Raw genomic sequence first — 23,692 nt, 5'->3', positions numbered from 1 at the left:
CGCGCAACGACAGCACAAAGCACAACGACAGCAAGGCACTACGACAGCGCGAAGTCGGTTGAGCCGGTCAGCGGGGCACCGGGCGACCCAGATCGATCGGGACGGCCCGCTCCCGCAGATATCCGTACGCGGCCGGCGCCGGCCAGACCTCCCCGCGATACCGGGCCGGCCGATACTCCGGCAGCTCGGTCAGCACGTCGGCCTCCACGACCACGTCCCACGGCACGAAGAACGTGTTGCCGGCGGCGACGTTGAACGCCACGAAATCGACCCGCGGTAGCAGCACGCTCATGCCCCGGGTCCAGGCGGCCACCGAGAACGTCCCGCCCTCGGGGCTGCTGAACAGCGCGTACGACGCGACGTAGTCGTCCACCGCGTCACGCAGGATGTTCTGCTGTGCGCCGTACTCGGTGGCGGCCAGCACCCGCGCCGACCGCTCCACCACGCCGGCGGCCGGGTGACCGGCCCCGACGGTCAGCGGCACCACCCGGCCGGCGTGGTCGACCGTGTACGCCATCGGCGACAGCGGCCGGGCCGACTCCGTGAAGTGCCGCTCCACCAGTTCGAACAGCTCGGTCAGCGGCTGCGGGTCGGAATCGACCACGACCAGGGAACGCACGTCCGGCATGAACGCGACCGGGGTGCCGCCGACGTGCTCGGCCAGCGTGGCCAGCCAGCCGTCCAGCAGGATGTGCGACACCCAGTACGCGTCGCCGTCGTCGACGAACCGCAGCATCACCCGGCCGCCCGGTGACTCGGCCCGCGGAAGGCCGGCCGCGGTCGCGAGGTTGGCCCGGGCGGCGGCGAACACCTCCTCCGCCGACACCCCCCAGGCCGCGCACGTCATCTCGGAGACGTAAGCCATGGAGGTCGGCTGGTCGATCACGACCATCTCGTCGAGGAACGGGAACGCCGGTCGACGCAGCGGCGCCGGGCGCCCCGAATCGCCACCGCGGGCGAACGTGGCGCTGCGCAGCACCGGTCGCAGGCGGTCGCGCGCCGAATCCCAGTCCTCGGGGACGTCGGGAATCCTGGTGAAGGTGGTCACGAACCGGCGGATCCGCGCCTCGCGCGTATGCGGCTCCCGCTGACACTCCACGTAGACGTTGTGCAGGTAGAGCCAGGTCGGCTCGGCGCCGGGCGCACGACGGTACTCGATGGAGAACTCGCGGCGGTGGTAGCGGGCGTCGGAGATGCCGGCGGCGCGCAGCGCGGCCAGGACCTCGCCGGCGAACCGGTCGGGTCCGCTCCGTCGGCGCAGCCGGTCGAAGATACCCACGTCACCTCCCGGTCGCTAGACCGACGAGGTTACCCGGAGCGGACCAACGGCAGCTGACCGGTCCGTGCGGGCTGTGAGCAGGCAGGCTAGTCCTCGCCGTCACCGGCGGCATCGACGCTGCCGGTCGACGGCGCGCCGCCGGCCTCCCGCGACGCCGCCTCCGCTTCTTCGTACGGCTGCCGGCGGGCCTTGCGGGCGGCCTTGCGCTCGGCGGCGGGCACCCGCGTCGACGGCCCCTCGATCCGGTAGTCGGTACCCCGGTGACCGGGGACGAACTCCTCCCCCGCGTACAGGGTGGGCTGCCAGTCGAACTCGTGGGTGCCGATACGGACGGTGACGCCCGGTTCGGCGCCGGCCTTGGCGAGGGCCTCCTCGACACCGAGGCGGGCGAGCCGGTCGGCGAGGTAGCCCACGGCCTCGTCGTTGTCGAAGTTGGTCTGGCGGACCCACCGCTCGGGCTTGCCCCGGACGACGTACGCGCCGTCGGGGGCCTTCTCCAGGGTGAAGCCGGTGTCGTCGACGGCCGTCGGGCGGATGACGATCCGGGTGCGCTCCGGCGGCGGCGCCGCCTTGCGCTGCTGCTCGACGAGTTCGGCGAGGGCGTACGTCAGCTCCCGCAGCCCCTGCCTGGTGACGGCGCTGACCTCGAACACCCGGTACCCCCGGGCCTCGAGGTCCGGCCGCACGATGTCGGCGAGATCCTGCCCGTCGGGAACGTCGATCTTGTTGAGTACGACGATCCGGGGCCGGTCCTCCAGCCCGCCGTACGCGGCCAGCTCGGCCTCGATGGCGTCGATGTCGGCGACCGGGTCACGGCCCGGCTCCAGGGTGGCGGTGTCGACGACGTGCACCAGGACGGCCGTACGTTCGATGTGCCGCAGGAACTGCAGCCCGAGCCCCTTGCCGGTGGCCGCGCCGGGGATCAGTCCGGGTACGTCGGCGATGGTGAAGGTGTGGTCGTCGGCGCGCACGACGCCGAGGTTCGGCACGAGCGTGGTGAACGGGTAGTCAGCGATCTTGGGGCGCGCCGCGGAGAGCACGGAGATCAGCGACGACTTGCCGGCGCTGGGGAAGCCCACGAGGCCGACGTCGGCAACGCTCTTGAGCTCCAGGACGATGTCACGCAGCTCACCGGGCTCGCCGAGCTCGGCGAAGCCGGGCGCCTTGCGCTTGGTGTTGGCCAGCGCGGCGTTGCCGCGGCCGCCCCGGCCGCCCTGCGCGATGACGACCGTCGTCCCTTCACCGACGAGGTCGGCGATCACTTCGCCGTCCGGCGTGGAGACGACCGTGCCGTCCGGTACGCGCAGTACGAGATCCTCGCCGTTGGCGCCGTCGCGGTTGGAGCCCGCTCCGCCCTTGCCGTTCTCGGCCTTGACCCGGGGCCGGAAGTGGAAGTCGAGGAGCGTGTGCACCTGCGGGTCGACGACGAGGGCGACGCTGCCGCCGTGGCCGCCGTTGCCACCGTCCGGGCCGCCCAGCGGCTTGAACTTCTCGCGGTGGATCGACACGCAGCCGTGGCCACCGTCACCAGCCTGCACGTGCAATACGACCCGGTCGACGAATGTAGCCACGTTTTGTTCCTTTCCTCCCGATCACGGGCCAAACCCGGACCACGTCAAACGCAAAGCGGACCGGCGGCGCTCACGCGCCAACCGGTCCGCCGCTCAGTCCTGGATTCAGACCCCAGCCGGAACGATGCTGACGGTCTTGCGGCCACGCCTGGTGCCGAACTGGACCGCGCCGGCAGCCAGGGCGAACAGCGTGTCGTCGCCACCGCGGCCGACCAGGTCGCCCGGGTGGAACTTGGTGCCGCGCTGACGCAGGATGATCTCGCCGGCCTTGACCTGCTGTCCACCGAAGCGCTTCACGCCCAGGCGCTTGGCCTCGGAATCGCGGCCGTTCCGCGAGCTGGACGCACCTTTTTTGTGTGCCATCGCTTACACGCCTACTTTCCGGTGGAGATGCCGGTCACCTTGACCTGGGTCAGCGGCTGACGGTGCCCCTGGCGCTTGTGGTAGCCGGTCTTGTTCTTGAACTTGTGGATCCGGATCTTCGGACCCTTGGTGTGGGCGACGACCTCACCGGTCACCGCGACATTGGCAAGCTGGGCCGCGTCGGTCACCAGGTCGTCACCGTCGACGAGGAGCACCGCGGGGAGGGTGACCGCGTCACCGGCGTCACCGGCGAGCTTCTCGACCTCGATCACGTCGCCCTCGGCGACCTTGTACTGCTTGCCGCCGGTCTTGACGATCGCGTACATCGGAGGCGGACTCCTGTCGTAGCTACTGGCGGTTGATTCGCTCCTCATCGCGCCGGCGACGCGGGCACACGAGCGAGGCGTGCACACGCAGGGCGCGCGAGGATGTGACGCACGTACGTGCGCCGCAGGCAAGAGTACGTCATGAGGGGCCGTTGTTCCAAAACCGGGTGGTCATCCGCTGCAATAGTCGGCAACGTCACCCAGCGCGGCGGCGAATTTCCCCGTCGTCTTGCTGACCGCGTCCAGCGAGTCGAGCCCGGTGAGCGCGCCGGTGTCGGCGCCGAGCCGATCCAGGTTGCCGGCTGACGCGTTCAGGGCGGTCCGCAGCCGCGGATCACCGGCCTGGGCGGCATGCGTACGCAGCTTGCCGGCGATCTCGGCCAGTTTGGCGGTGGCGGCCTGCTGTGCGCGCTGCTCCGCGGCTCTGTCCTGCTGCGCCCGGAACGCCATCATCCGGCCCAGCTCCGCACCGAACGCCTTGGCGTCGGCGCCGAGCACGTTGTCACGCACGTCGTCACAGATCGCCTTCGCCTGGCCGTCCGGCGCGGCGCCCACCGGGCCGGACGGACCCGCGCCCGGCCGCACGAACCGTACGGACTCCACCGAAGACGCCCCCCGCCGGGCCCGCCCTTGCCGGTGGCGGCGCCGCAGCCGGTGGACAACAGCGTCATCCCGCACAGGGCCGTCACGGCGATCAGAGCGCGCATCCGATCTCCCTCATGACAGTGGGCTCGGTGCCACCGTACGCGGCACCGAGCCCACCGATCGTCATCGACGCGGGTTCTCAGCGGCGACGGCGTCCGCGACGCCGCGGGCCGACCGGCTCCTCCTCCGCTTCCTCGTCGAACTCGACCGCGGGTACGGGGTCGAGCCCGGCGAACGCCGCCTCGTGCCCGTCGAGATCGTCGGCTGCCGCGTCGTTCACGGCGGCCTCCGCCTCGAGGTCCTCCCCCACCTCTATGGCGGCACCGGGCTCGACCGTCTCCTCCGCACCGGACTCGTCGGTCGAGGCAGCCTCCGCCGCCTCAGCCGCCGCGGTGGCCTTGCGACGACGCCGGCCGCTGCGGCCGTTCTCGCTGGGCTCCGCCGGCTTGGCCGGCGCGGCCTTCGACTGGGCAGCGCCGCCGGAGCCGCGCTTCTCGGGTACGGGCTCGTGGTGAATGATCACGCCCCGGCCCTTGCACACCTCGCAGGTCTCGCTGAACGCTTCGAGCAACCCCTGGCCCACCCGCTTACGGGTCATCTGCACCAGCCCGAGCGAGGTGATCTCGGTGACCTGGTGCTTGGTGCGGTCCCGTCCGAGGCACTCGGTGAGCCGGCGCAGCACCAGCTCGCGGTTGGACTCCAGCACCATGTCGATGAAGTCGATGACGATGATGCCGCCCAGGTCGCGCAGGCGCAGCTGCCGCACGATCTCCTCAGCGGCCTCCAGGTTGTTGCGGGTGACCGTCTCCTCCAGGTTGCCCCCGGAGCCGGTGTACTTGCCGGTGTTGACGTCGATGACGGTCATCGCCTCGGTCCGGTCGATCACCAGCGAGCCGCCGGAGGGCAGGAAGACCTTGCGGTCGAGCGCCTTGAGGAGCTGCTCGTCGACGCGCAGGTCGTGGAACACGTCCCCGGTGCCGGTGTGCCGGCGGACGCGGTCCACCAGGTCGGGCGAGACGTGCTGGAGGTAGGCCTCCACCATCTCGTACGCCCCGTCGCCCTGGATGACGACCTCGCGGAAGTCCTCGTTGAACAGGTCCCGGACCACCCGGACCAGCAGGTCGGGCTCCTCGTACAGCAGCTTCGGGGCGCCCGACTCGCCGGAGCGGGCCTGGATGTCCTCCCACTGCGCCTGCAGCCGCTTGACGTCGCGCGCCAGCTCGTCCTCGGACGCGCCCTCGGCGGCCGTGCGCACGATCACGCCGGCGCCTTCCGGCACCAGGTGCTTGAGCACGTCGCGCAGCCGCTTGCGTTCGACGTCGGGCAGCTTGCGGCTGATGCCGGAGGCGTTACCGCCCGGCACGTAGACCAGGTGCCGACCGGACAGGGCGATGTGGCTGGTCAGACGGGCGCCCTTGGTGCCGATCGGGTCCTTGGTGACCTGTACCAGCACCGAGTCGCCGGACTTGAGCGCCTGCTCGATGGTGCGGGTACGCCCTTCCAGGCCGGTGGCCTCCCAGTTGACCTCGCCGGCGTACAGGACGGCGTTGCGGCCGCGCCCGATGTCGACGAAGGCCGCCTCCATGCTGGGCAGCACGTTCTGGACCCGGCCGAGGTAGACGTTGCCGACCATCGTCGAGGCGCTGGCCCGGGAGACGTAGTGCTCCACGAGGATGCCGTCCTCGAGCACCGCGATCTGGGTACGGTCGCCCTTCTGGCGTACGACCATCACCCGGTCGACGGCCTCGCGGCGGGCCAGGAACTCCGACTCGGTCAGGATCGGCGGACGGGTGCGCCGCTGTTCACGGCCGTCACGGCGGCGCTGGCGCTTGGCTTCGAGCCGGGTCGAGCCGGACACGCCCTGCACCTCGTCGCGGGCCGGCCGCGGCTCACGGATCTTGACAACGGTGTTCGCCGGGTCGTCCGGAGCGGGCTCGACGTCACCGGCGCCCTTGCGGCGGCGCCGCCGCCGGCGACGGGTCACGCCCTCGTCGGCCTCGGCGTCGTCGTGCTCGTCGGCCTCGTCGTGCTCGTCGGCCTCCGCGGCCTCGTCGTGCTCGTCCGCCTCGTCGTGTTCGGCGTCGTCGTTGGCCTCGTCGTACCCGCCCTTGCCCCGGCCGCGGCCACGGCGGCCGCGCCGCCGGCGCCGCCGGGTGGCGGTGGCTTCGTCCTCTTCGTCGCCGACCTCGTCGTCGGCCTCTTCGACCTCGGGCTCCGGTTCGGCCGCCACGGGCTCGGGCTCGGCGACCTCGTCCCGCCGGCCCCGGCGCCGCCGGGAGGCGCGAGCGGCCTCCGCCTCGGCTTCGGCCTCGATCTCGGCTGCGGTGGGCGGCATGAACAGGACCGTGGTGGCCGGAGCGACGCGCCGCCGGGACGGCCGCTCGGCCGGCTGCTGCTCGGCGGGCTGCTCCGTCTGCTGCGGCCCGGTCTGGCGGGTCGCCGCCCGCTGCTCGGCCTGCTGGGGCGCGGCCTGCTGCGACCCGCCGGCCTGCGCCGAGGGCTCGGCGACGCTCGGGGCGGCCGGCGACGGCTCGGCGGTCTCGTTTCCAGGCTCCGCTGCGGCAGGCTCGGCCTTGGCCACCGGCGCGGCCTTGGCAGTGCGCCGCCGGGTACGCGTGGTGCGAGCGGCGGGGGCGCCGGCGGTGTCCTCGCCGGCCTGGCCCGAGGCGGCCTGGCTGGAGGCGGCCTGGCCGGAGGCGCTCTGGCCGGTGGCGGCCGCAGCGCCGGCGTCGCCGGAAGCGGTGACAGCGCCGGCCTGGTCGGCCGTACCTCCCTGGGCGGGCTCAACGGCCGCTTCGGCCGATCCCGCGGCAGGCCGTCGCCTACGGCGCGCCGGTTTGGCCGGCTCCTCCGCGGGAGCCGTCACGCCGTCGCCGGCCGGCTCAGCCTGCGCGGCCGGCGTGTCACCCGCGGCTGCCGCCGGGGTCGACTTCGTGGCACGGCGCCGGGTACGGCGGGCAGGCGCGGCCTCCGCCGGCTGTCCGGCCTGCGGCTCCGCGGTCGGCGCGTCCGTGTGACTCGGGTTCGCCGCGCCCGCGGCGCTTGTCAGGGCATCAAATCCTGGTGCGTTGGTGTTCGCCGCTCCAGGCTCGTTGTCGAGCATTCGGATGTTCTCCAGTTCTGGCACCCCCGGGCGCGTGCAAACGCTGCCACGCAGGGGCACCTGTACGTGCCGACGGCCCGCCCGGGAATCCGGGCCAACCGCCGAAGTCTGCAACTCCGTCAGGGCGGCGGAGCTCCGATGACAGCCGCATCGCGATCCGCGGCCAGCGGATCGACCAGCTCGCCCTGCGGCGTGAGCACTCCCTGGGCGAGCCGGGTCGCGCGGGGCGGCACCGGCAGCTCCAGATCGGCCGCCACGCGCAGGCCGGACAGGACGTCATCGGGTCGTACGGACGGGGTGACCTGCCTAACGACAAGGTCGAGTATCGCACACGGTACGCCACTGACCTCGGAAGGTGTGGCATCCGAAGTTTGTGGCGCGTCGAGCCGTACCACGGGACCGCGGGCGTCCAGCGTGCGCCTGCCCTGCTTGGTCAGGCGTTCCACCGGCACCTCGGTCGCCGCGAGGAATACATCGACGGCGTGGCGCGCGGCATTAGCGGTCACTCCCGGCAATTCTATCCGCCACGCCGACGCGTCGATCCGCTCGGCGAGGCTGCCGCCCGTGGCCTCCACCGCCTCGAGGATGTCCAGCCCCGGCGACAGCGCGGCGTCGAGCGCCCAGACCAGCTCCCGCGGGTCGGCCCGCTCCCGCAGCCCGATCTCCACGTACTCCGCCTCGCTGGCCACGCCGGTGGGCGCCGCCGAGGCGTACGAGACCTTCGGGTGCGGGGTGAATCCCTGCGAGTACGCGATCGGGACGTTGGCCCGCAGGATGGCCCGCTCGAACGCCCGGGCGAAGTCGCGGTGCGACGTGAACCGCATGGGCCCGCGCTTGGCGTAGCGCAGCCGGACGCGCTGCACGACCGGCGCCTGGCCGCCTTCCGGCTGCGGCTTCGTACGGCTCATGACGGCACCTCGCTGCGCTCGGCGAACTGTCCGGGCCGCACCGCGCAGCCGCGCGGGCCGGACAGTTCGTAGGCGCCCTTCGCGCCAACACTGAGCCTGCTGATGACCCCGCTTCGCTCGCTCATGACGGCACCCGCAGGCCCGTGTTGACCGGCGTGAGGGGCAGCAACTTCTTCCCCGTCGGCCCGATCTGGATCTCGGTGTCCATGCTCGGGCAGACCCCACAGTCGAAGCACGGAGTCCACCGGCAGTCGGGCTGCTCGTACTCCGACAGCGCGTCCTGCCAGTCCTGCCAGAGCCACTCCTTGTCCAGCCCGGAGTCCAGGTGGTCCCAGGGCAGCACCTCGTTCTCGTCGCGCTCACGCGTCGTGTACCAGTCGAGGTCGACGCCGAACTGCGGCAGCACCTCGGCGGCGGCGTCCACCCAACGCTGGAACGAGAAGTGCTCCGACCAGCCGTCGAAACGGCCGCCGTCCTCCCAGACCCGCCGGATGACCGCGCCGACGCGCCGGTCGCCGCGGCTGAGCAGGCCCTCGATCAGCGACGGCTGGCCGTCGTGGTAGCGGTACCCGATGGCCCGGCCGAGCGAGCGGTCGGAGTTGATCGCCTGTTTGAGCAGCTTGAGGCGGTTGTCGATCACCTCCGGTGAGCACATCGCCGCCCACTGGAACGGCGTGTGCGGCTTGGGCACGAAGCCCCCGATGGAGACCGTGCAGCGGATGTCCTTGGAGCCGGTGGCCGCCCGGCCGGCCTTGATGACCTCGTGCGCCAGGCGCGCGATCTGCAGGACGTCCTCGTCGGTCTCGGTGGGCAGCCCGCACATGAAGTACAGCTTCACCTGCCGCCAACCGTTCGAGTACGCCGTGACGACGGTGCGGATCAGGTCCTCCTCCGACACCATCTTGTTGATGACGCGACGGATCCGCTCCGAACCACCCTCCGGCGCGAAGGTCAGTCCGGTACGCCGGCCGCCCCGCGACAACTCCTCGGCGAGTGTGATGTTGAACGCGTCCACCCGGGTGCTCGGCAGCGACAGGGACACGTTGCTGCCCTGGTACTGGTCGGCCAGGCCGGAGCAGATGTTGCCGATCTCGGAGTGGTCCGCCGAGCTCAGCGACAGCAGGCCCACCTCGCCGAACCCGCTGAACTCCAGCCCTTCGGCGACCATCTCCCCGATCGTCGTGATCGACCGCTCCCGGACCGGCCGCGTGATCATGCCGGCCTGGCAGAACCGGCAGCCCCGGGTGCAGCCCCGGAAGATCTCCACCGCGTACCGCTCATGCACCGTCTCGGCGAGCGGCACCAGCGGCTTCTTCGGGTACGGCCAGGCGTCGAGGTCCATGGTCGTGCGCTTGTGCACCCGGAACGGCACGTCCGCCCGGTTGGGCACGACCCGCTGGATCCGGCCGTCGGGCAGGTAGTCGACGTCGTAGAAGCGCGGCACGTACACGCTCTCGGTCCGAGCCAGGCGCAGCAGCAGCTCGTCGCGGCCGCCCGGGCACCCCTCGGCCTTCCAGTCCCGCACGATCGCGGTGATCTCGAGTACCGCCTCCTCGCCGTCGCCCAGTACGGCGGCGTCGATGAAGTCGGCGATCGGCTCCGGATTGAACGCCGCGTGCCCGCCGGCGATCACGATCGGGTGGGTTTCGTCCCGGTCACGGCTGTCGAGCGGAATCCCGGCCAGGTCGAGCATGGTGAGCATGTTGGTGTAGCCCAGCTCGGTCGCGAACGAGATCCCGAACAGGTCGAAGGCGCGGACCGGCCGGTGCGTGTCGACGGTGAACTGAGGCACCGCGTGCTTGCGCATGAGAGCCTCTAGGTCGGGCCACACCGCGTAGGTGCGCTCGGCAAGCACGTCGGCCTGCTCGTTGAGCACCTCGTACAGGATCTGCACGCCCTGGTTGGGCAGACCGACCTCATAGGCGTCGGGGTAGGACAGCACCCACCGCACGGTCGCGGCGTCCCAGTCCTTGACGACCGCGCCCAGCTCACCACCGACGTACTGGATCGGCTTACTCACCTCGGGCAGCAACCGCTCGAGCTTGGGGAAGACGGACGCGACGCTCATAGCGAACCAGCCTACGCGGCCGGCTCGGCAGCTCCGAAAACACGCCCCGCCGTCAACTACACACCGTGCTCACCGCTCCCCCACCACTGGTAGCTCCCGCTCATCGCCATCGAGACCCTGGATGGGAAGGACCGCTATGAGACCGAGGTCAGCCCGTATTCTCCTGGCGGCCGGCGCGGCGACGCTCGTCGCCGGCGCGGCCGCCCTGCTGACGGAGACCGTGACGCGGACCGCGTTCGCCACGACCGACGCGACCGTCACGTTCAGCAAGGCCGGCTCGAGCAACGGGTACACCGGGATCTACACCATCAAGAACAGCGGCAGCGACAAGATCAAGGGCTGGACGCTCACCTTCGACCTTCCAGCCGGCACCAGGCTCGGCGCGTACCGGGACGCCCACATCACCTCCAACGGCGTCCACCACACCGCCCGCAACCGCGAGTACAACGCGACGATCACGCCCGGCGCCTCGGTGTCGTTCAGCTTCGTGGCCAGCGGCACCGGCGAGCCCACCAACTGCGGCCTGAACGGCGACACCTGCGTCGACACCAGAGGCAGCTACCCGTCGCCCTCACCCGCGCTCTCACCTCGGCCGGCTGGCGGCGACCGCGTCGCGAAGCTCCCCGCGGCGCCCTACCTGTATCTGGGCTGGGGCGATCCACCGAGCGCCACCTCGGTCATGTCGGCGTCCGGTATCAAGGCCTTCACGATGGCGTTCATGCTCTCCGGCGGCGGCTGCAACCCCATGTGGGACGGCTCGCGTCCCCTGACCGGCGGCGTCGACCAGCAGACGATCAACGCCGTCCGGGCGGCCGGCGGCGACGTCGAGGTCTCGTTCGGCGGCTGGTCGGGCAACAAGCTGGGCCCCAGCTGCCCCGACGACGCCGCCCTCGCGGGCGCGTACCAGAAGGTGATCGACGCGTACCGGTTGAAGGTCGTCGACATCGACATCGAGAATTCCGACGAGTTCGGCGATCCGGCGGTGCAGGACCGGATCCTCGGTGCCCTGAAGATCGTCAAGGAGCGCAACCCGGGCGTGACGACGGTCCTGACGTTCGGAACCGGCCGGACCGGCCCGACCGATGCGGGGGTGCGTCTGATCAACCGGTCGAAGGCGCTCAGCGCGGACGTCGACGTGTACACGATCATGCCATTCGACTTCGACGGTACGGACATGTACACCGACACCGTCAACGCCACGGAAGGCTTGAAGGACCAGCTCAAGCGCACGTTCGGCTGGCCGGACGCGACCGCGTACGGTCACATGGGCATCTCGGGCCGCACCGGCGTCACCGCCGAGGACGAGCGGATCCCGCCGCAGACCTGGACCGACATCCGCGACTACGCCAAGAACAAGGGCCTGGTCCGGTTGGCGTTCTGGTCGGCCAACCGCGACCGCCCCTGCCCGGGCGGCGGCGCCTCCGACAGCTGCAGCGGCATGGACCAGTCCGACTGGGAGTTCACGCGGATCAGCGCCGGCTTCTGAGTCCTACATCATCCGCGCAAGGTGTCACATATTGCGGCCTCACGCGGCGCCGAAGCAGCAAAGCGTGACACCTTGCGCGGGGCTGACTCGCGAGCTAACTCGCGGAGCTAACTCGCCGCGCTAACTCGCCGCGCTAACTCGCGGAGCTAACTGTCGCGGCGGGGCGCGTACCGGCCCACGTACTCCTGGCCGGTCAGCGCCCGGATCTCGGCCATGATGGCCGCGGTGATCTCCCGCAGTACGCGGCTGTCGACGGTGACGTCGCGCCACTGCGACAGGTCCAGCGGCTTACCGACGCGCATCTCCACCGGCACGCCGACGCGCGGCAGGCGCGCCCCGACCGGCTGGATCTTCTCGGTACCCAGGAGCCCGACCGGCACCACGGCGGCCTCCGCGTCGAGCGCGAGCTTGGCCACGCCGGGGCGACCACGGTACAGCCGCCCGTCCGGCGAGCGGGTGCCCTCGGGGTAGATGCCGAGCACGTTGCCGGTGCGCAGTACCGGAAGGGCCGCGTCCAGCGCCATGAGGCTGGCCCGGCCGCCGGAACGGTCGACCGGGATCTGGTTGAGCCCGGTCATGATCGTTCGCATCAGGGGCTGGCGAAAGTACTCGTCCTTGGCCAGGAAGTAGACCGGCCGAGCCACCGTGATCGGAATGATGAGCGAGTCGACCACCGACAGGTGGTTGCTGGCCAGGATCACCGGCCCGGTGCGCGGGATGTGCTCCAGGCCCGTGACCTTCGGCCGCCAGACGGCGCGCAGCGCCGGGGCGACCGTGGCCTTCCCAATCGAGTACAGCGCGGACACGGCCGTCACGTTACGGCAGGTGGCATGATCGTGAGCACTTTGCGGGGCCCTCCGACCCCGCAAAGTGCTCATGATCTCAAACCGGCGTGACGGCTACGCGTACCTTGTCGCCTTCGCCCGCCTCGCCTTCGAACCCGCGGTCCCCGGTGTCCCCGAACGTCACCGAGTCGGCGAGCGTCTCCGCGGCGAGGAAGTCGCGGTGCGCCTCGACCGCCGCGGCCACCTGGGCCGGCGCGTCGACCACGAGCGCGATCCGGTCGGTCACCTCCAGCCCCGCCTCCCGGCGGGCCAGCTGCACGACGCGTACGACGTCGCGGGCCAGCCCCTCGGCCGCCAGCTCCGGCGTGACGGCCGTGTCGAGCACGACCACGCCCTCACCGCCCGGCAGCGGCGCCGAGTTCTCGGCGTCCGCGGCCACCAGCTTCAGCTCGTACTCCCCGGGCTGCAGGGTCACCCCGGCCGCGACCGGCGCGCCGTCGACCAGCTCCCACTGGCCGGCCTTGACCGCCTTGATGACGTGCTGCACCTGACCGCCCACGCGCGGCCCGAGCGCCCGCGGCACGACGGTCAGCACCTGCTCGCAGTACCGGCTCAGATCGTCGGCGAAGCCGACCTCCTTGACGTTGACCTCGTCGGCGACCAGGTCGGCGAACGGCCGCAGCCGCGCCGCGTCGGGCGTCGCCACGGTCAGCGCCGGCAGCGGCAGCCGCACCCGCAGGCCCCGGGCCTTGCGCAGGGACAGCCCCGCCGAGCAGACGTCCCGGACGGAGTCCATCGCCGCGACGAGGTCGTGATCCGCCGGGAACTCCTCAGCGGATGGCCAGTCGGTCAGGTGCACCGAGCGGCCACCGGTCAGCCCCCGCCAGATCTCCTCCGCGACCATCGGCGCCAGCGGCGCCATGACCCGTGTCAGCGTCTCCAGCACCGTGTACAGGGTGTCGAACGCGTCCCGGTCCCCGGTCCAGAACCGGTTGCGCGAGCGGCGGACGTACCAGTTGGTCAGCGCGTCGAGGTACGAGCGGACCGCCGTGCAGGCGCCGGTCAGGTCGAACGCGTCCAGCGCCTTCGTCACGTCGGCGACCAGCTCGCCGGTCTTCGCGAGCACGTACCGGTCGAGCAGGTGCGGCGAGTCCGTACGCCGCTTCGCCTCGTATCCTTCGGCGTTGGCGTACAGGCTGAAGAAGTACCAGACGTTCCACAGCGGCAGCAGCACCTGCCGCACCGAGTCCCGGATGCCGGCCTCGGTCACCGACATGTCCCCGCCGCGCAGCACCGGCGACGACACCAGGAACCAGCGCATGGCGTCCGCGCCGTACGAGTCGAAGACGCCGTACACGTCCGGGTAGTTGCGCAGGCTCTTGGACATCTTGCGGCCGTCCTCGCCCAGCAGGATGCCGTGGCTGACGCAGTTGCGGAACGCCGGCCGGTCGAACAGCGCCGTCGCGAGCACGTGCAGCGTGTAGAACCAGCCGCGGGTCTGCCCGATGTACTCGACGATGAAGTCGCCCGGGTAGTGGTGCTCGAACCAGTCGCGGTTCTCGAACGGGTAGTGCACCTGGGCGAACGGCATCGAGCCGGACTCGAACCAGCAGTCCAGCACCTCCGGCACCCGGCGCATCGTCGACTTACCCGTCGGGTCGTCGGGGTTGGGCCGGGTCAGCTCGTCGATGCCGGGCCGGTGCAGGTCCGCCGGGCGTACCCCGAAGTCCCGCTCCAGCTCGTCGAGCGAGCCGTAGACGTCGACCCGCGGGTACTCCGGGTTGTCGGACTTCCACACCGGGATCGGCGAGCCCCAGAACCGGTTCCGGCTGATCGACCAGTCCCGGGCGTTGGCCAGCCACTTGCCGAACGAGCCGTCCTTGACGTGCTCGGGCGCCCAGGTGATCTGCTGGTTGAGCTCGACCATCCGATCACGGAACTGGGTCACCGCCACGAACCACGACGACACCGCCTTGTACACCAGCGGGGTGTCACAGCGCCAGCAGTGCGGGTACGAGTGGGTGTAGGTGTCGTGGCGCACCACCACGCCGCGCTCCTTGAGGTCGCGCAGCACCGGCTTGTTCGCCTCGAAGACCTGCAGCCCCTCGTACGTGGGCACCAGCGACGTGAACCGGGTGTGTTCGTCGACGGTCACCACGGTCGGGATGCCGTTGGCGTTGCAGGTGTTCTGGTCGTCCTCACCGAAGGCGGGCGCCATGTGCACGGCGCCGGTACCGTCCTCGGTGGTGACGAAGTCGCCCGACAGCACCCGGAACGCGTTCGGGCCGGCCTGCTCGACGAGGAAGTCGAACAGCGGCGTGTACCGGCGGCCGACCAGGTCCCGGCCGTACACCGTGCCCACCTGGGTCGCGTTGGCCAGCTCGTTGGCGTACGCGCCGACCCGCGCCGCGCCGACGACGTGGCGCTGCCCGTTCTCGTCCTCGAAGACGGCGTACTCGATGTCCGGCCCTACCGCCACCGCCAGGTTGGACGGCAGCGTCCACGGCGTGGTGGTCCACACCCACAGGTCCTCACCGGTCTCCAGGCGGAACTTGACGGTGACCGCCGGGTCCTGCCGGTCGCGGTACACGTCGTCCATGCGGGTCTCGGTGTTCGACAGCGGCGTCTCGCAGCGCCAGCAGTACGCCAGGACCCGGAAGCCCTCGTAGATCAGGCCCTTGTCGTGGAGCGTCCTGAACGCCCACATGACGCTCTCCATGTACGGCAGGTCGAGCGTCTTGTAGTCGTTGGTGAAGTCGACCCAGCGGGCCTGGCGGGTGACGTAGCGCTCCCACTCGTTGGTGTAGCGCAGCACCGAGTCGCGGCAGGCGGCGTTGAACTTGTCCACGCCGAGCGCGAGGATCTCCGCCTTGGTGGAGATGTCGAGCTGCTTCTCGGCCTCGACCTCCGCGGGCAGGCCGTGGGTGTCCCAGCCGAAGCGGCGCTCGACCCGGCGGCCGCGCATCGTCTGGTAGCGCGGCACCACGTCCTTGACGTAGCCGGTCAGCAGGTGACCGTAGTGCGGCAGGCCGTTGGCGAACGGCGGCCCGTCGTAGAAGACGAACTCGTTGGCTCCGTTCTCCCCGGCCGGTCGGTTCTCGACGCTCGCCTCGAAAGTCCGGTCGGACTTCCAGAAGTCGAGGACGTTCCGCTCCACCTCGGGCAGGTCGGGGCTCGCCGGTACGCCGGCGGGGGCGTTCTTCGGATAGGCCATGGTGGCGTCTCTCCTCGCTCCGGTATGTACTGCTGCCGGTGCGAGGACGAGCCGAAGCCCGCGGTACCACCCCGCTTGACACCCGAGATCGGATGCCCGCTCGTTCATCGGCTGTAACGGGCCGCCCCGTCCGGTTCTACTCGGGCCCCGAGGCCCTTTCTTCCGGAGGCTCACCGGTGATGGCCGGGTCGTCGCCTGTGGTCGTCAAGAGTACCCGAACGGTCGGGCACTCTTCACGGTGTTTACAACGTGCCGCGCGCCCGCCGTGTTCCCCGATCTTGGACAGTTGTGCGACCTATAGGTCGCACAACTGTCCAAGATCCACGAGTTTGGCGCGCTCGGGGAACCAGAGGGCGATCTCCCGCTTGGCGCTCTCCGGCGAGTCCGAGGCGTGTACGAGGTTCTCGCGGTTGGACAGCGAGAAGTCGCCACGGATCGTCCCGGGAGCCGCCTTGCGCCCGTCGGTCGCGCCGGTCAGCGCCCGCACCACCTCGATCGCCTGGTCGCCGGAGAGGATCATCGCAACCAGCGGGCCGCTGGTCATGAACTCCTTCAACGGCGGGTAGAACGGTTTGTCCACGTGCTCGGCGTAGTGCTCGTCGGCCAGCGCGGCATCCATGGTGCGCAGACGCATCTCCTCGATGGTCAGGCCCTTGCGCTCGAACCTGCCAATCACCTCACCGACCAGCCCGCGACGGACCGCGTCCGGCTTGACCAGTACGAGCGTGCGCTCGGCCACGTGTGCCCTCCTCCAGCGTTACGTTCCGCTACCGACGCAGCCTAGCGGGCGCTGTACAAGGGCCGGCGAGGACCGGCACGCTAGGTCAGCGGATATCGAGCAGAGCGCTTAATCTTTCTTTCGTCACTCGACGCGGCCTAGCCTGGCTTTCCCAGCCCCGTGGAGGTCAACGTGGCGAATGCCAGTCGTTGGTCACTGTCGTCACGTCAGGGCTTCCTGGTGTGCGGCCTGGTGACGGTAGGTCTGTTCATCCTGCCCTGTGGCGCCGGCATGGGCAGCGTGCCCATCGCGGTCCTCGGCGTCGTGATCGGGCTGCTCGGCCCCGCCGTGATCGTGCTGTCCAGCGTCCGGGCCAACCGCCCCGACGTCTACGGCACGGCGCACGTCAGCCAGTCGTCCGCGCCGCCGCCGACCGGCCTCACCGGCCCGGCCGACCTCCACCTGCTGGTCAACGCCCACGGCGTCCACAACGTGGTGGTGCGCGTCCGCGACGCCAACGTGCCCGTGAGCAAGTGGCCCGACATCGGCGCGACCCTGCCGGTGCTGATCCCCAACAGCAATCCGCGGCGGCTGCGCGTGCTCTGGGACCAGGTACCCGCCCATCGCGACCTCGCCGCCGACGACCTCAGCTACTCGCCCCACGTCGAAGAGGAGTACGTCGACGAGGGCGCGGACTACGAGGGGTACCCGATCGAGACGATGGTGCCGGCCGAGCACCGGTTCGAGCCGGACCCGTTCCTGGAGCCGGACCCGTTCATCGACGACACGCCCACGGCCGTCATCGAGCCGGTCGCCGCGGCGGAGCCTGTCCCCGCCGCACAGCCGGCCGCCACGGCGTCGCCCGCGGGCGTCGCGACCCAGGCGGGCGTCGCAACCCAGGCGGGCATCGCGACCGCCGGCGGCCGGCGTCGCCCCAGTCCCCGGCCGCGGCCCGAAGCGCCGCCGCCCGGGTCGGTCGAGGCCGTCGTGCCGATGGAAAGCGTCGTGTTTCCGACGCCCGGCGCGTCACCGGTCACCCCGGACGCGGCGCCGACTGACGAGTTCCTGTCGGCCGGCGATGTCGCCGGCGGCGAGCCGGACGTGGTGGACGCCAGGCCGGCGGCCCCGGCCGCCGTCGAACCGGCCGGGCCGGTCGTCCCGGCCGGCGGTCTCTTCATCGGCAACGCCGAGCCGCCCGCCGAGGACGCGAACGGGCGGGCGGGTACCGCCGCGCCGGCCGGAGCCGGAGCGGGTACGGCCCCACCGGCCGGCGCCGCAGCGACCCCACCTGATCCGTACGTCGCGCCGTACCTGGCCGACGCCCCCGACGACGAGCCGCAGGGCCTGGACGGCGTCCACAACGTCGGCGTCACGGTGATCGTGTCCGACCTGGGGCGCTCCCTGACCTTCTACCGCGACCTGCTGGGGCTCACCGAGATCGACGGTGGCCAGGGAAGCGCGATCCTCGCCTCCGGCAACGCCCGGATCCTGCTGCGCCAGGTCGCCGACACCCCACCGGTCGACCGTCGGGTCGTGCACCTCAACCTCGAGGTCGACGACGTGCACGAGGCGTACGAGCGGCTACGCCGCCACGGCGTCGAGTTCATGCACCCGCCGCGGGTGGTCAACAAGGGCGAACAGTTGGAGCAGTGGGCGGCGACGCTCCGCGATCCGGACGGTCACGCGATCGCCCTGACCCACTGGGAGGACCGCGTCTGACGGGGTCAGACGTCGGACGGGCGGTTGGCGAGGATCGTCCGCCGCACGTTGAGCATGTACCCCCACAGCAGCCCGAACACGACGCCGAGCACGCCGAGCGACCAGTGCAGCGCGCCACCGGCCAGCAGCGCGACCGGGATGACCAGGCCGGCCCACCAGGCCCACGGGTGGCGCAGCAGCCCGCACAGCAGGCCGGCAACGACGGCGAGGGCGACGACGAGCCCGATCGCGGGGCCGCGCTCCGCGCCGCCGATGCGCGCCAGCGGGGCGATCGCGAGCAGCAGGACGAGCGCCTCGACCACGAGCGCCCCCGCGCCGGCGCCGCGCACCGCGGCCAGCGGGTTACGAAGACCGGGCCGGGCTGGTTCACTCATCGCGTTTCAGCATCCTTCGCGCGTCCGCCACGGTGACCACGGAGCCGGTGATGAGCACCCCTACCCCGCTGATCTCCGCGTCCATGTCCGCCTCGGCCAGCGTGACCGCCGCCTCGATGGCGTCGGGCAGCGCCGGCTCCACCTGTACCCGGTCCTCGCCGAAGATCTCGACGGCGATCCTGGCCAGCTCGGCCGTGGGCGTCGCCCGCGGCGAGGTGTTACGGGTGACCACCACCGCGTCGACCACAGGTTCGAGCAGCTCGAGGATGCCCTGCGAGTCCTTGTCCGTGAGGGTGGCGACCACCGCCACCAGGCGCCGGAAATCGAACTCCTCGCCCAGCGCGGTGACCGTGGCTGCCATGCCGTGCGGGTTGTGCGCGGCGTCGAGCAGGATCGTCGGCGAGGTGCGTACCCGCTCCAGCCGGCCCGGCGAACTGGCGGCCGCGAAGCCGGCGCGCACCGTCTCCACGTCGAGGGCCTTGTCGGCCCCGGCGCCCAGGAACGCCTCCACCGCGGCGAGCGCGACGGCGGCGTTCTCGGCCTGATGGGCGCCGTGCAGCGGCAGGTACACGTCGCCGTACACCCCCGACAGGCCCTGCAGCGTCAGTACCTGGCCGCCGACCGCGAGGGAGCGGTGCAGGACGCCGAACTCGCTGCCCTCGCGGGCGATCGTGGCGTCGACCTCGGCGCAGTGCTCCAGGATCGGCCGCATCGCCTCGTCCGGCTGGGCGGCGCAGACCAACGTCGCGCCCTTGTGCACGATGCCCGCCTTGGCCAGCGCGATGTCCTCGAGGGTGTCCCCGAGCCACTCCTGGTGGTCGAGGCCGATCGGGGTGATCACGCAGACGCCGGCGTGCACCACGTTGGTCGAGTCGTCGACGCCGCCGAGCCCGACCTCGATCACGGCCACGTCGACCGGCGCGTCGGCGAACGCCGCGAACGCCATCGCCGTGGTCATGTCGAAGTAGGTCAGGCTCTCGCCGGCACGCTCGTCGAGAAGCTTCGCGACCGGCGCGACCTCGTCGTACACATCGACGAAGCGCTCCTCTCCGATCGGCTGCGCCTCGATCGTGATGCGCTCACGCACCGTCGTCAGATGGGGGCTGGTGTAACGCCCGGTGCGCAGCCCGTGCGCCCGCAGGAGGGCGTCGATCATCCGCGCCGTCGACGTCTTGCCGTTCGTGCCGGTGACGTGGATCGACGGGTACGCCTTCTGCGGGTCGCCGAGCATCTCGAGCAACCCCTCGATCCGCCCCAGCTCGAACACCATGCGGCTGGTGCCGCGCTGCTCCAGCTCGCGCTCGGCTTCGGCGAACCGCTCGGACGTCGACCGTTCCGCGGTCGACCTGTCAGACGTCATGTCACACCGCCCTGTCAGACGTCACGTCACGCCGCCGGAAGCGCGTCGAGTTGCCGGGCGATCCGCTCCAGCTCGGCCTCGGCGGCCGTGAGCCGGTCCCGGATCTTGCTCACGACCGGCTCCGGCGCCTTGCCCACGAACGCCGGGTTGTCGAGCTTGGCGCGGCACTGCGCCGCCTCCTTCTCCGCTGCCGCCCGGTCCTTCTCCAGGCGGGCCCGCTCGGCCGCCACGTCGATCGAGCCGCGCGTGTCGAGCTCGACGCTCACTCCCCCGCTTACGGCCAGCGTCGCGGTGGCGGTGAAGTCGTCACCGGCGGCGTCGAGACGCGCCAGCGAGCGGATCAGCGGCTCGTGCCCGCTGAGCCCACCGAGACCGGTGAGCCGGGCGCTGACCCGCTGCCCCGGCTTGAGCCCCTGGTCCGAGCGGAAACGCCGCACCTCGGTCACGACCCGTTGGAGGGCGGCAAGCTCCGCCTCGGCCGCGTCGTCCAGGTACGAGGGGTCGGCCGCCGGCCAGGCGGCGGCCATGATCGAGCGCGCCCCGGCCGGCTCGATCGTCTCGATCGGACCGATGCCCGGGGCGGGCATCTCGACGACGACCGGGGCCGGCGCGGTCAACGCCTGCCAGAGCTCCTCGGTCACGAACGGGATGACCGGGTGCAGCAGGCGCAGCAGCTGGTCGAGGACGTGGCCGAGGACCCGCCGCGTCCGGGCGGCGGCCTGCTCGTCGGCCGAGCTCAGGATCGGCTTGGTCAGCTCGACGTACCAGTCGCAGACGTCGTCCCACGCGAAGTGGTAGAGCGTGTCGCAGACCTTCGCGAACTCGTACGCCTCGAAGTACTCGTCGACCTGGGCGGTGACGTGCTGCAGGCGGGACAGGATCCACCGGTCGACGCTGCCCAGCTCGGACGCCGGCGGCAGGTCGCCCTCGACCGTCGCGCCGCTGATCAGCGCGTACCGGGTCGCGTTCCACAGCTTGTTGCAGAAGTTGCGCGAGCCCTGGGCCCACTCGTCGCTGACCGGCACGTCGGAGCCCGGATTGGCGCCGCGGGCCAGGGTGAACCGGGTCGCGTCGGCGCCGAACCGGTCGATCCAGTCCAACGGGTCCACGACGTTGCCGAACGACTTCGACATCTTCTTGCCGTGCTGGTCGCGGACCATGCCGTGCAGCGCCACCACGTCGAACGGCTGCTCGCCGTCCATCGCGTACAGCCCGAACATCATCATCCGGGCCACCCAGAAGAACAGGATGTCGTACCCGGTCACCAGCACGCTGGTCGGGTAGAACTTCTGCAGGTCGAGGGTCTCGTCCGGCCAGCCGAGCGTGGAGAACGGCCACAGGCCGCTGGAGAACCACGTGTCCAGAACGTCCTCGTCCTGGCGCCAGCCCTGCTCCTCGGTGCCCGGCGGCTTCTCGTCCGGGCCGACGCAGACCACCTCGCCGTTCGGCCCGTACCAGACCGGGATGCGGTGGCCCCACCACAGCTGGCGCGAGATGCACCAGTCGTGCATGTTGTCGACCCAGGCGAAGTACCGCTTGGCCAGCTCCGGCGGCTCGATGCGCACGCGACCGTCGCGCACGGCCTCGCCCGCCGCCCGCGCCAGCGGTTCGGTGTTGACGAACCACTGCAGCGACAGGCGCGGCTCGACCGTGGTGCGGCAGCGGGAGCAGTGCCCGACGGCGTGCACGTACGGCCGCTTCTCCGCCACGATCCGGCCCTGCTCGCGCAGGGCCTCGACGATCGCCGGTCGTGCCTCGTACCGGTCGAGCCCCTCGAACGGGCCGTGCACGGTGATGACGCCACGCTCGTCCATGATCGTCAGGCTCGGCAGGCCGTGGCGCTGGCCGATCTCGAAGTCGTTGGGGTCGTGCGCCGGCGTCACCTTGACCATGCCGGTGCCGAAGGTCGGGTCGACGTGCGCGTCGGCGACGATCGGGATCCGTCGGCCGGTCAGCGGCAGCTCGACCTCGGTGCCCACCAGGTGCTTGTAGCGCTCGTCGTCGGGGTGCACCGCGACCGCGGTGTCGCCGAGCATCGTCTCCGCCCGGGTCGTCGCGACGACGACCTCGTCGCTGTACCGGATCGAGATCAGCTCGCCCTCGTCGTCGGAGTGCTCCACCTCGATGTCGCTGAGCGCGGTGAGGCAGCGGGGGCACCAGTTGATGATGCGCTCGGCGCGGTAGATGAGGCCCTCGTCGAAGAGCCGCTTGAAGATCGTCTGGACCGCCCGGGACAGGCCCTCGTCCATGGTGAACCGCTCGCGACTCCAGTCGACGGAGTCACCGAGCCGACGCATCTGGCCGAGGATCTTGCCCCCGGACTCCGCCTTCCACTGCCAGACCCGCTCGATGAACTTCTCCCGGCCCAGGTCATGGCGGGACAGGCCCTCGCCGGCCAGCTGCCGCTCCACGACGTTCTGGGTGGCGATGCCCGCGTGGTCCATGCCCGGCAGCCACAGCGCCTCGTACCCCTGCATGCGCTTGCGGCGAATGAGGGCGTCCTGGATGGTGTGGTCGAGGGCGTGGCCGATGTGCAATGACCCGGTCACGTTCGGTGGCGGGATGACGATGCAGAACGGCGGCCTGTCACTGCTGGCGTCCGCCCGGAACAGACCGGCCGCTACCCACTGCTCGTACAGTCGCTGCTCTACCTGGGCAGGAGAGTACTGAGCCGGCAGAGAGGTGCCCTGCCGCGGGTGGGCGCTGTCACGCTCGTCGTACGCGTTGGTCTGCACGGTTTCGGTCACGTAGCGAGTCTACGGCGACCGACCGAGACCGCGACGCTGGCCAACCCACCTGTGGACAAGGCCGACGACGTGACCCTGACCGATCTGATGTGGCTCCGACCGCTACCCTGACCGGAGCCGAAACACGCCGGGCAACCGCCCAACCAGACGCCGCCGGGGACCCTCTGCAGGAGGTGCGATGAGCGAGGCAGAAACGCCCTCGGCCGGCTCGGGCGACGGGCTCGCTCCGGCGCCGTCCGCCCCGGTACCCACCGGCGAAGCGGCGGAACCGACACGAGCCGACGCCGCTGATACCGACGCTGCCGCTGACACCGACGCTGTCGCCGAGATCCTCTTCGGGGCCGGCACGGCGGACGTGCCCGATCGTGGGAGCGACACACCCCCGGTCGGCCGGTCCGCGCTGCTACGCCCGCGCAACCTCGCGCTGATCAGTACCGGGGTGGCTGTCCTCGTCCTCACGGCGGTCTTCGGACCTGTCGCCTGCGAGATGTGGGGCCGCGACGACGTGCAGATAACCACTCCGCCTCGCGTCGCCGGCCTGGAGCTCGACGACAGCCAGGGCGCCCACGACACCATCGACTACCTGCGCACCGCCGTGCAGACCGCGGTGTCGCTACAGAAGAGCACCGGCGCCGTGTACGCCGACGAGGCCGGCGAGTCGCGATCGGTGCTGTTCGTCGGCGGTACCGGAGAAATCGGTTCCGCAGAGAACGCGCTCACCAAGACGTTCCAGCTGATCAGCGATGACAACGGCGGGGTCGACCACGTCAAAACGGTGCCGGCCGGCCCCCTGGGCGGTGTCATGAAGTGCGGTTCGACCCAGACCGACGGCGCCACCATGGCTGTCTGCGGGTGGGCCGATCGCCACACCCTGGGTGTCGCGATGTTTCCGAACCGTCCGGTCGATCAGTCGGCAGAGCTGTTGCGAACGATGCGGGCGAGCATGCAAGAGGGCAACTGACAGCAAAGAATTGCCAGCCGAACGTATCCCCGGCATCGGGGGCGCTCTTTTCGTGTCGGGCCGCA

18 protein-coding genes are annotated in these 23,692 nt (G+C 71.0%); 3 read left to right on the top strand and 15 right to left on the bottom strand.

Annotated features, from left to right (window positions below):
- Positions 1-67 precede the first annotated feature (67 nt).
- The 9 genes from HC031_RS18375 to HC031_RS18340 all read right to left on the bottom strand — a co-directional run bounded on the left by HC031_RS18375 (position 68) and on the right by HC031_RS18340 (position 10,263).
- The gene (locus HC031_RS18375; protein WP_167926581.1) at positions 68-1,279 is read right to left on the bottom strand and encodes a DUF1444 domain-containing protein; all 1,212 of its coding nucleotides are present in this window, start codon (positions 1,277-1,279) and stop codon (positions 68-70) included.
- 86 nt (positions 1,280-1,365) lie between these two features.
- Positions 1,366-2,850 carry a GTPase ObgE gene (gene obgE / locus HC031_RS18370; protein WP_167926580.1) on the bottom strand — a complete coding sequence of 495 codons (1,485 nt, stop codon included), beginning with the start codon at positions 2,848-2,850 and terminating at the stop codon, positions 1,366-1,368.
- Positions 2,851-2,955: 105 nt separating this feature from the next.
- Positions 2,956-3,213, bottom strand: coding sequence for a 50S ribosomal protein L27 (rpmA, locus tag HC031_RS18365; protein WP_167926579.1), 258 nt, complete (start codon positions 3,211-3,213; stop codon positions 2,956-2,958).
- Positions 3,214-3,224: 11 nt separating this feature from the next.
- Positions 3,225-3,539: a 50S ribosomal protein L21 gene (gene rplU / locus HC031_RS18360; protein WP_167926578.1), complete on the bottom strand. Its 315-nt coding sequence runs from the start codon at positions 3,537-3,539 to the stop codon at positions 3,225-3,227.
- A 171-nt stretch (positions 3,540-3,710) separates the two neighbouring features.
- Entirely contained in the window at positions 3,711-4,142 is a 432-nt protein-coding gene (locus HC031_RS18355; RefSeq protein WP_167926577.1) for a hypothetical protein, read from the bottom strand.
- Positions 4,143-4,323: 181 nt separating this feature from the next.
- Positions 4,324-7,287: a ribonuclease E/G gene (locus tag HC031_RS18350; RefSeq protein ID WP_167926703.1), complete on the bottom strand. Its 2,964-nt coding sequence runs from the start codon at positions 7,285-7,287 to the stop codon at positions 4,324-4,326.
- 119 nt (positions 7,288-7,406) lie between these two features.
- A complete protein-coding gene (locus tag HC031_RS18345) occupies positions 7,407-8,195 on the bottom strand; it encodes a TIGR03936 family radical SAM-associated protein (protein WP_167926576.1) in 789 nt (262 codons plus the stop codon).
- Entirely contained in the window at positions 8,192-8,320 is a 129-nt protein-coding gene (locus HC031_RS33950; RefSeq protein ID WP_277349728.1) for a hypothetical protein, read from the bottom strand. The genes HC031_RS18345 and HC031_RS33950 overlap by 4 nt, the downstream gene beginning before the upstream one ends.
- Complete coding sequence (locus HC031_RS18340) at positions 8,317-10,263, bottom strand: TIGR03960 family B12-binding radical SAM protein (protein ID WP_167926575.1); 1,947 nt, start codon at positions 10,261-10,263, stop codon at positions 8,317-8,319. Before HC031_RS18340 ends, HC031_RS33950 begins: the two co-directional genes overlap by 4 nt.
- 136 nt (positions 10,264-10,399) lie before the next feature.
- On the opposite strand from HC031_RS18340, the gene HC031_RS18335 reads away from it, so the two are divergent.
- The gene (locus tag HC031_RS18335; protein WP_205862909.1) at positions 10,400-11,749 is read left to right on the top strand and encodes a cellulose binding domain-containing protein; all 1,350 of its coding nucleotides are present in this window, start codon (positions 10,400-10,402) and stop codon (positions 11,747-11,749) included.
- Positions 11,750-11,895: 146 nt separating this feature from the next.
- Here the strand turns inward: HC031_RS18335 and HC031_RS18330 are convergent, their stop codons facing one another.
- From HC031_RS18330 to ndk, 3 genes are all read right to left on the bottom strand, one after another.
- The gene (locus tag HC031_RS18330; RefSeq protein ID WP_167926573.1) at positions 11,896-12,555 is read right to left on the bottom strand and encodes a 1-acyl-sn-glycerol-3-phosphate acyltransferase; all 660 of its coding nucleotides are present in this window, start codon (positions 12,553-12,555) and stop codon (positions 11,896-11,898) included.
- Between the two features lie 76 nt (positions 12,556-12,631).
- Positions 12,632-15,748 (bottom strand): isoleucine--tRNA ligase, encoded by a 3,117-nt coding sequence (ileS, locus tag HC031_RS18325; protein ID WP_167926572.1) that lies wholly within the window; start codon positions 15,746-15,748, stop codon positions 12,632-12,634.
- Positions 15,749-16,043: 295 nt separating this feature from the next.
- Complete coding sequence (gene ndk / locus HC031_RS18320) at positions 16,044-16,487, bottom strand: nucleoside-diphosphate kinase (protein ID WP_167926571.1); 444 nt, start codon at positions 16,485-16,487, stop codon at positions 16,044-16,046.
- Between the two features lie 171 nt (positions 16,488-16,658).
- Here ndk and HC031_RS18315 point away from each other — a divergent pair, with 171 nt between their 5' ends.
- Entirely contained in the window at positions 16,659-18,185 is a 1,527-nt protein-coding gene (locus HC031_RS18315; protein WP_338090724.1) for a VOC family protein, read from the top strand.
- 5 nt (positions 18,186-18,190) lie between these two features.
- On the opposite strand, the gene HC031_RS18310 is transcribed toward HC031_RS18315, so the two are convergent.
- Genes HC031_RS18310 through HC031_RS18300 form a run of 3 tightly spaced genes read right to left on the bottom strand, consistent with a single transcriptional unit; the run spans position 18,191 to position 22,654 of the window.
- Positions 18,191-18,559, bottom strand: coding sequence for a DUF4233 domain-containing protein (locus tag HC031_RS18310; RefSeq protein ID WP_167926570.1), 369 nt, complete (start codon positions 18,557-18,559; stop codon positions 18,191-18,193).
- Positions 18,552-19,919 (bottom strand): bifunctional folylpolyglutamate synthase/dihydrofolate synthase, encoded by a 1,368-nt coding sequence (locus HC031_RS18305; protein WP_167926569.1) that lies wholly within the window; start codon positions 19,917-19,919, stop codon positions 18,552-18,554. Before HC031_RS18305 ends, HC031_RS18310 begins: the two co-directional genes overlap by 8 nt.
- Before the next feature lie 26 nt (positions 19,920-19,945).
- Entirely contained in the window at positions 19,946-22,654 is a 2,709-nt protein-coding gene (locus tag HC031_RS18300) for a valine--tRNA ligase (RefSeq protein WP_167926700.1), read from the bottom strand.
- 190 nt (positions 22,655-22,844) lie between these two features.
- Between HC031_RS18300 and HC031_RS18295 the strand changes: the two genes are divergently transcribed.
- On the top strand, positions 22,845-23,627 hold the full coding sequence (locus HC031_RS18295; protein WP_167926568.1) for a hypothetical protein: 783 nt from the start codon (positions 22,845-22,847) through the stop codon (positions 23,625-23,627).
- Positions 23,628-23,692 lie beyond the last annotated feature (65 nt).

This window comes from Planosporangium thailandense (genome assembly GCF_011947195.1).
In the GTDB taxonomy this organism is placed as follows: Bacteria; Actinomycetota; Actinomycetes; order Mycobacteriales; family Micromonosporaceae; genus Planosporangium; species Planosporangium thailandense.
Note: the sequence above shows the minus strand (reverse complement) of the source record. Positions and strands in the feature narration are given on the sequence as shown.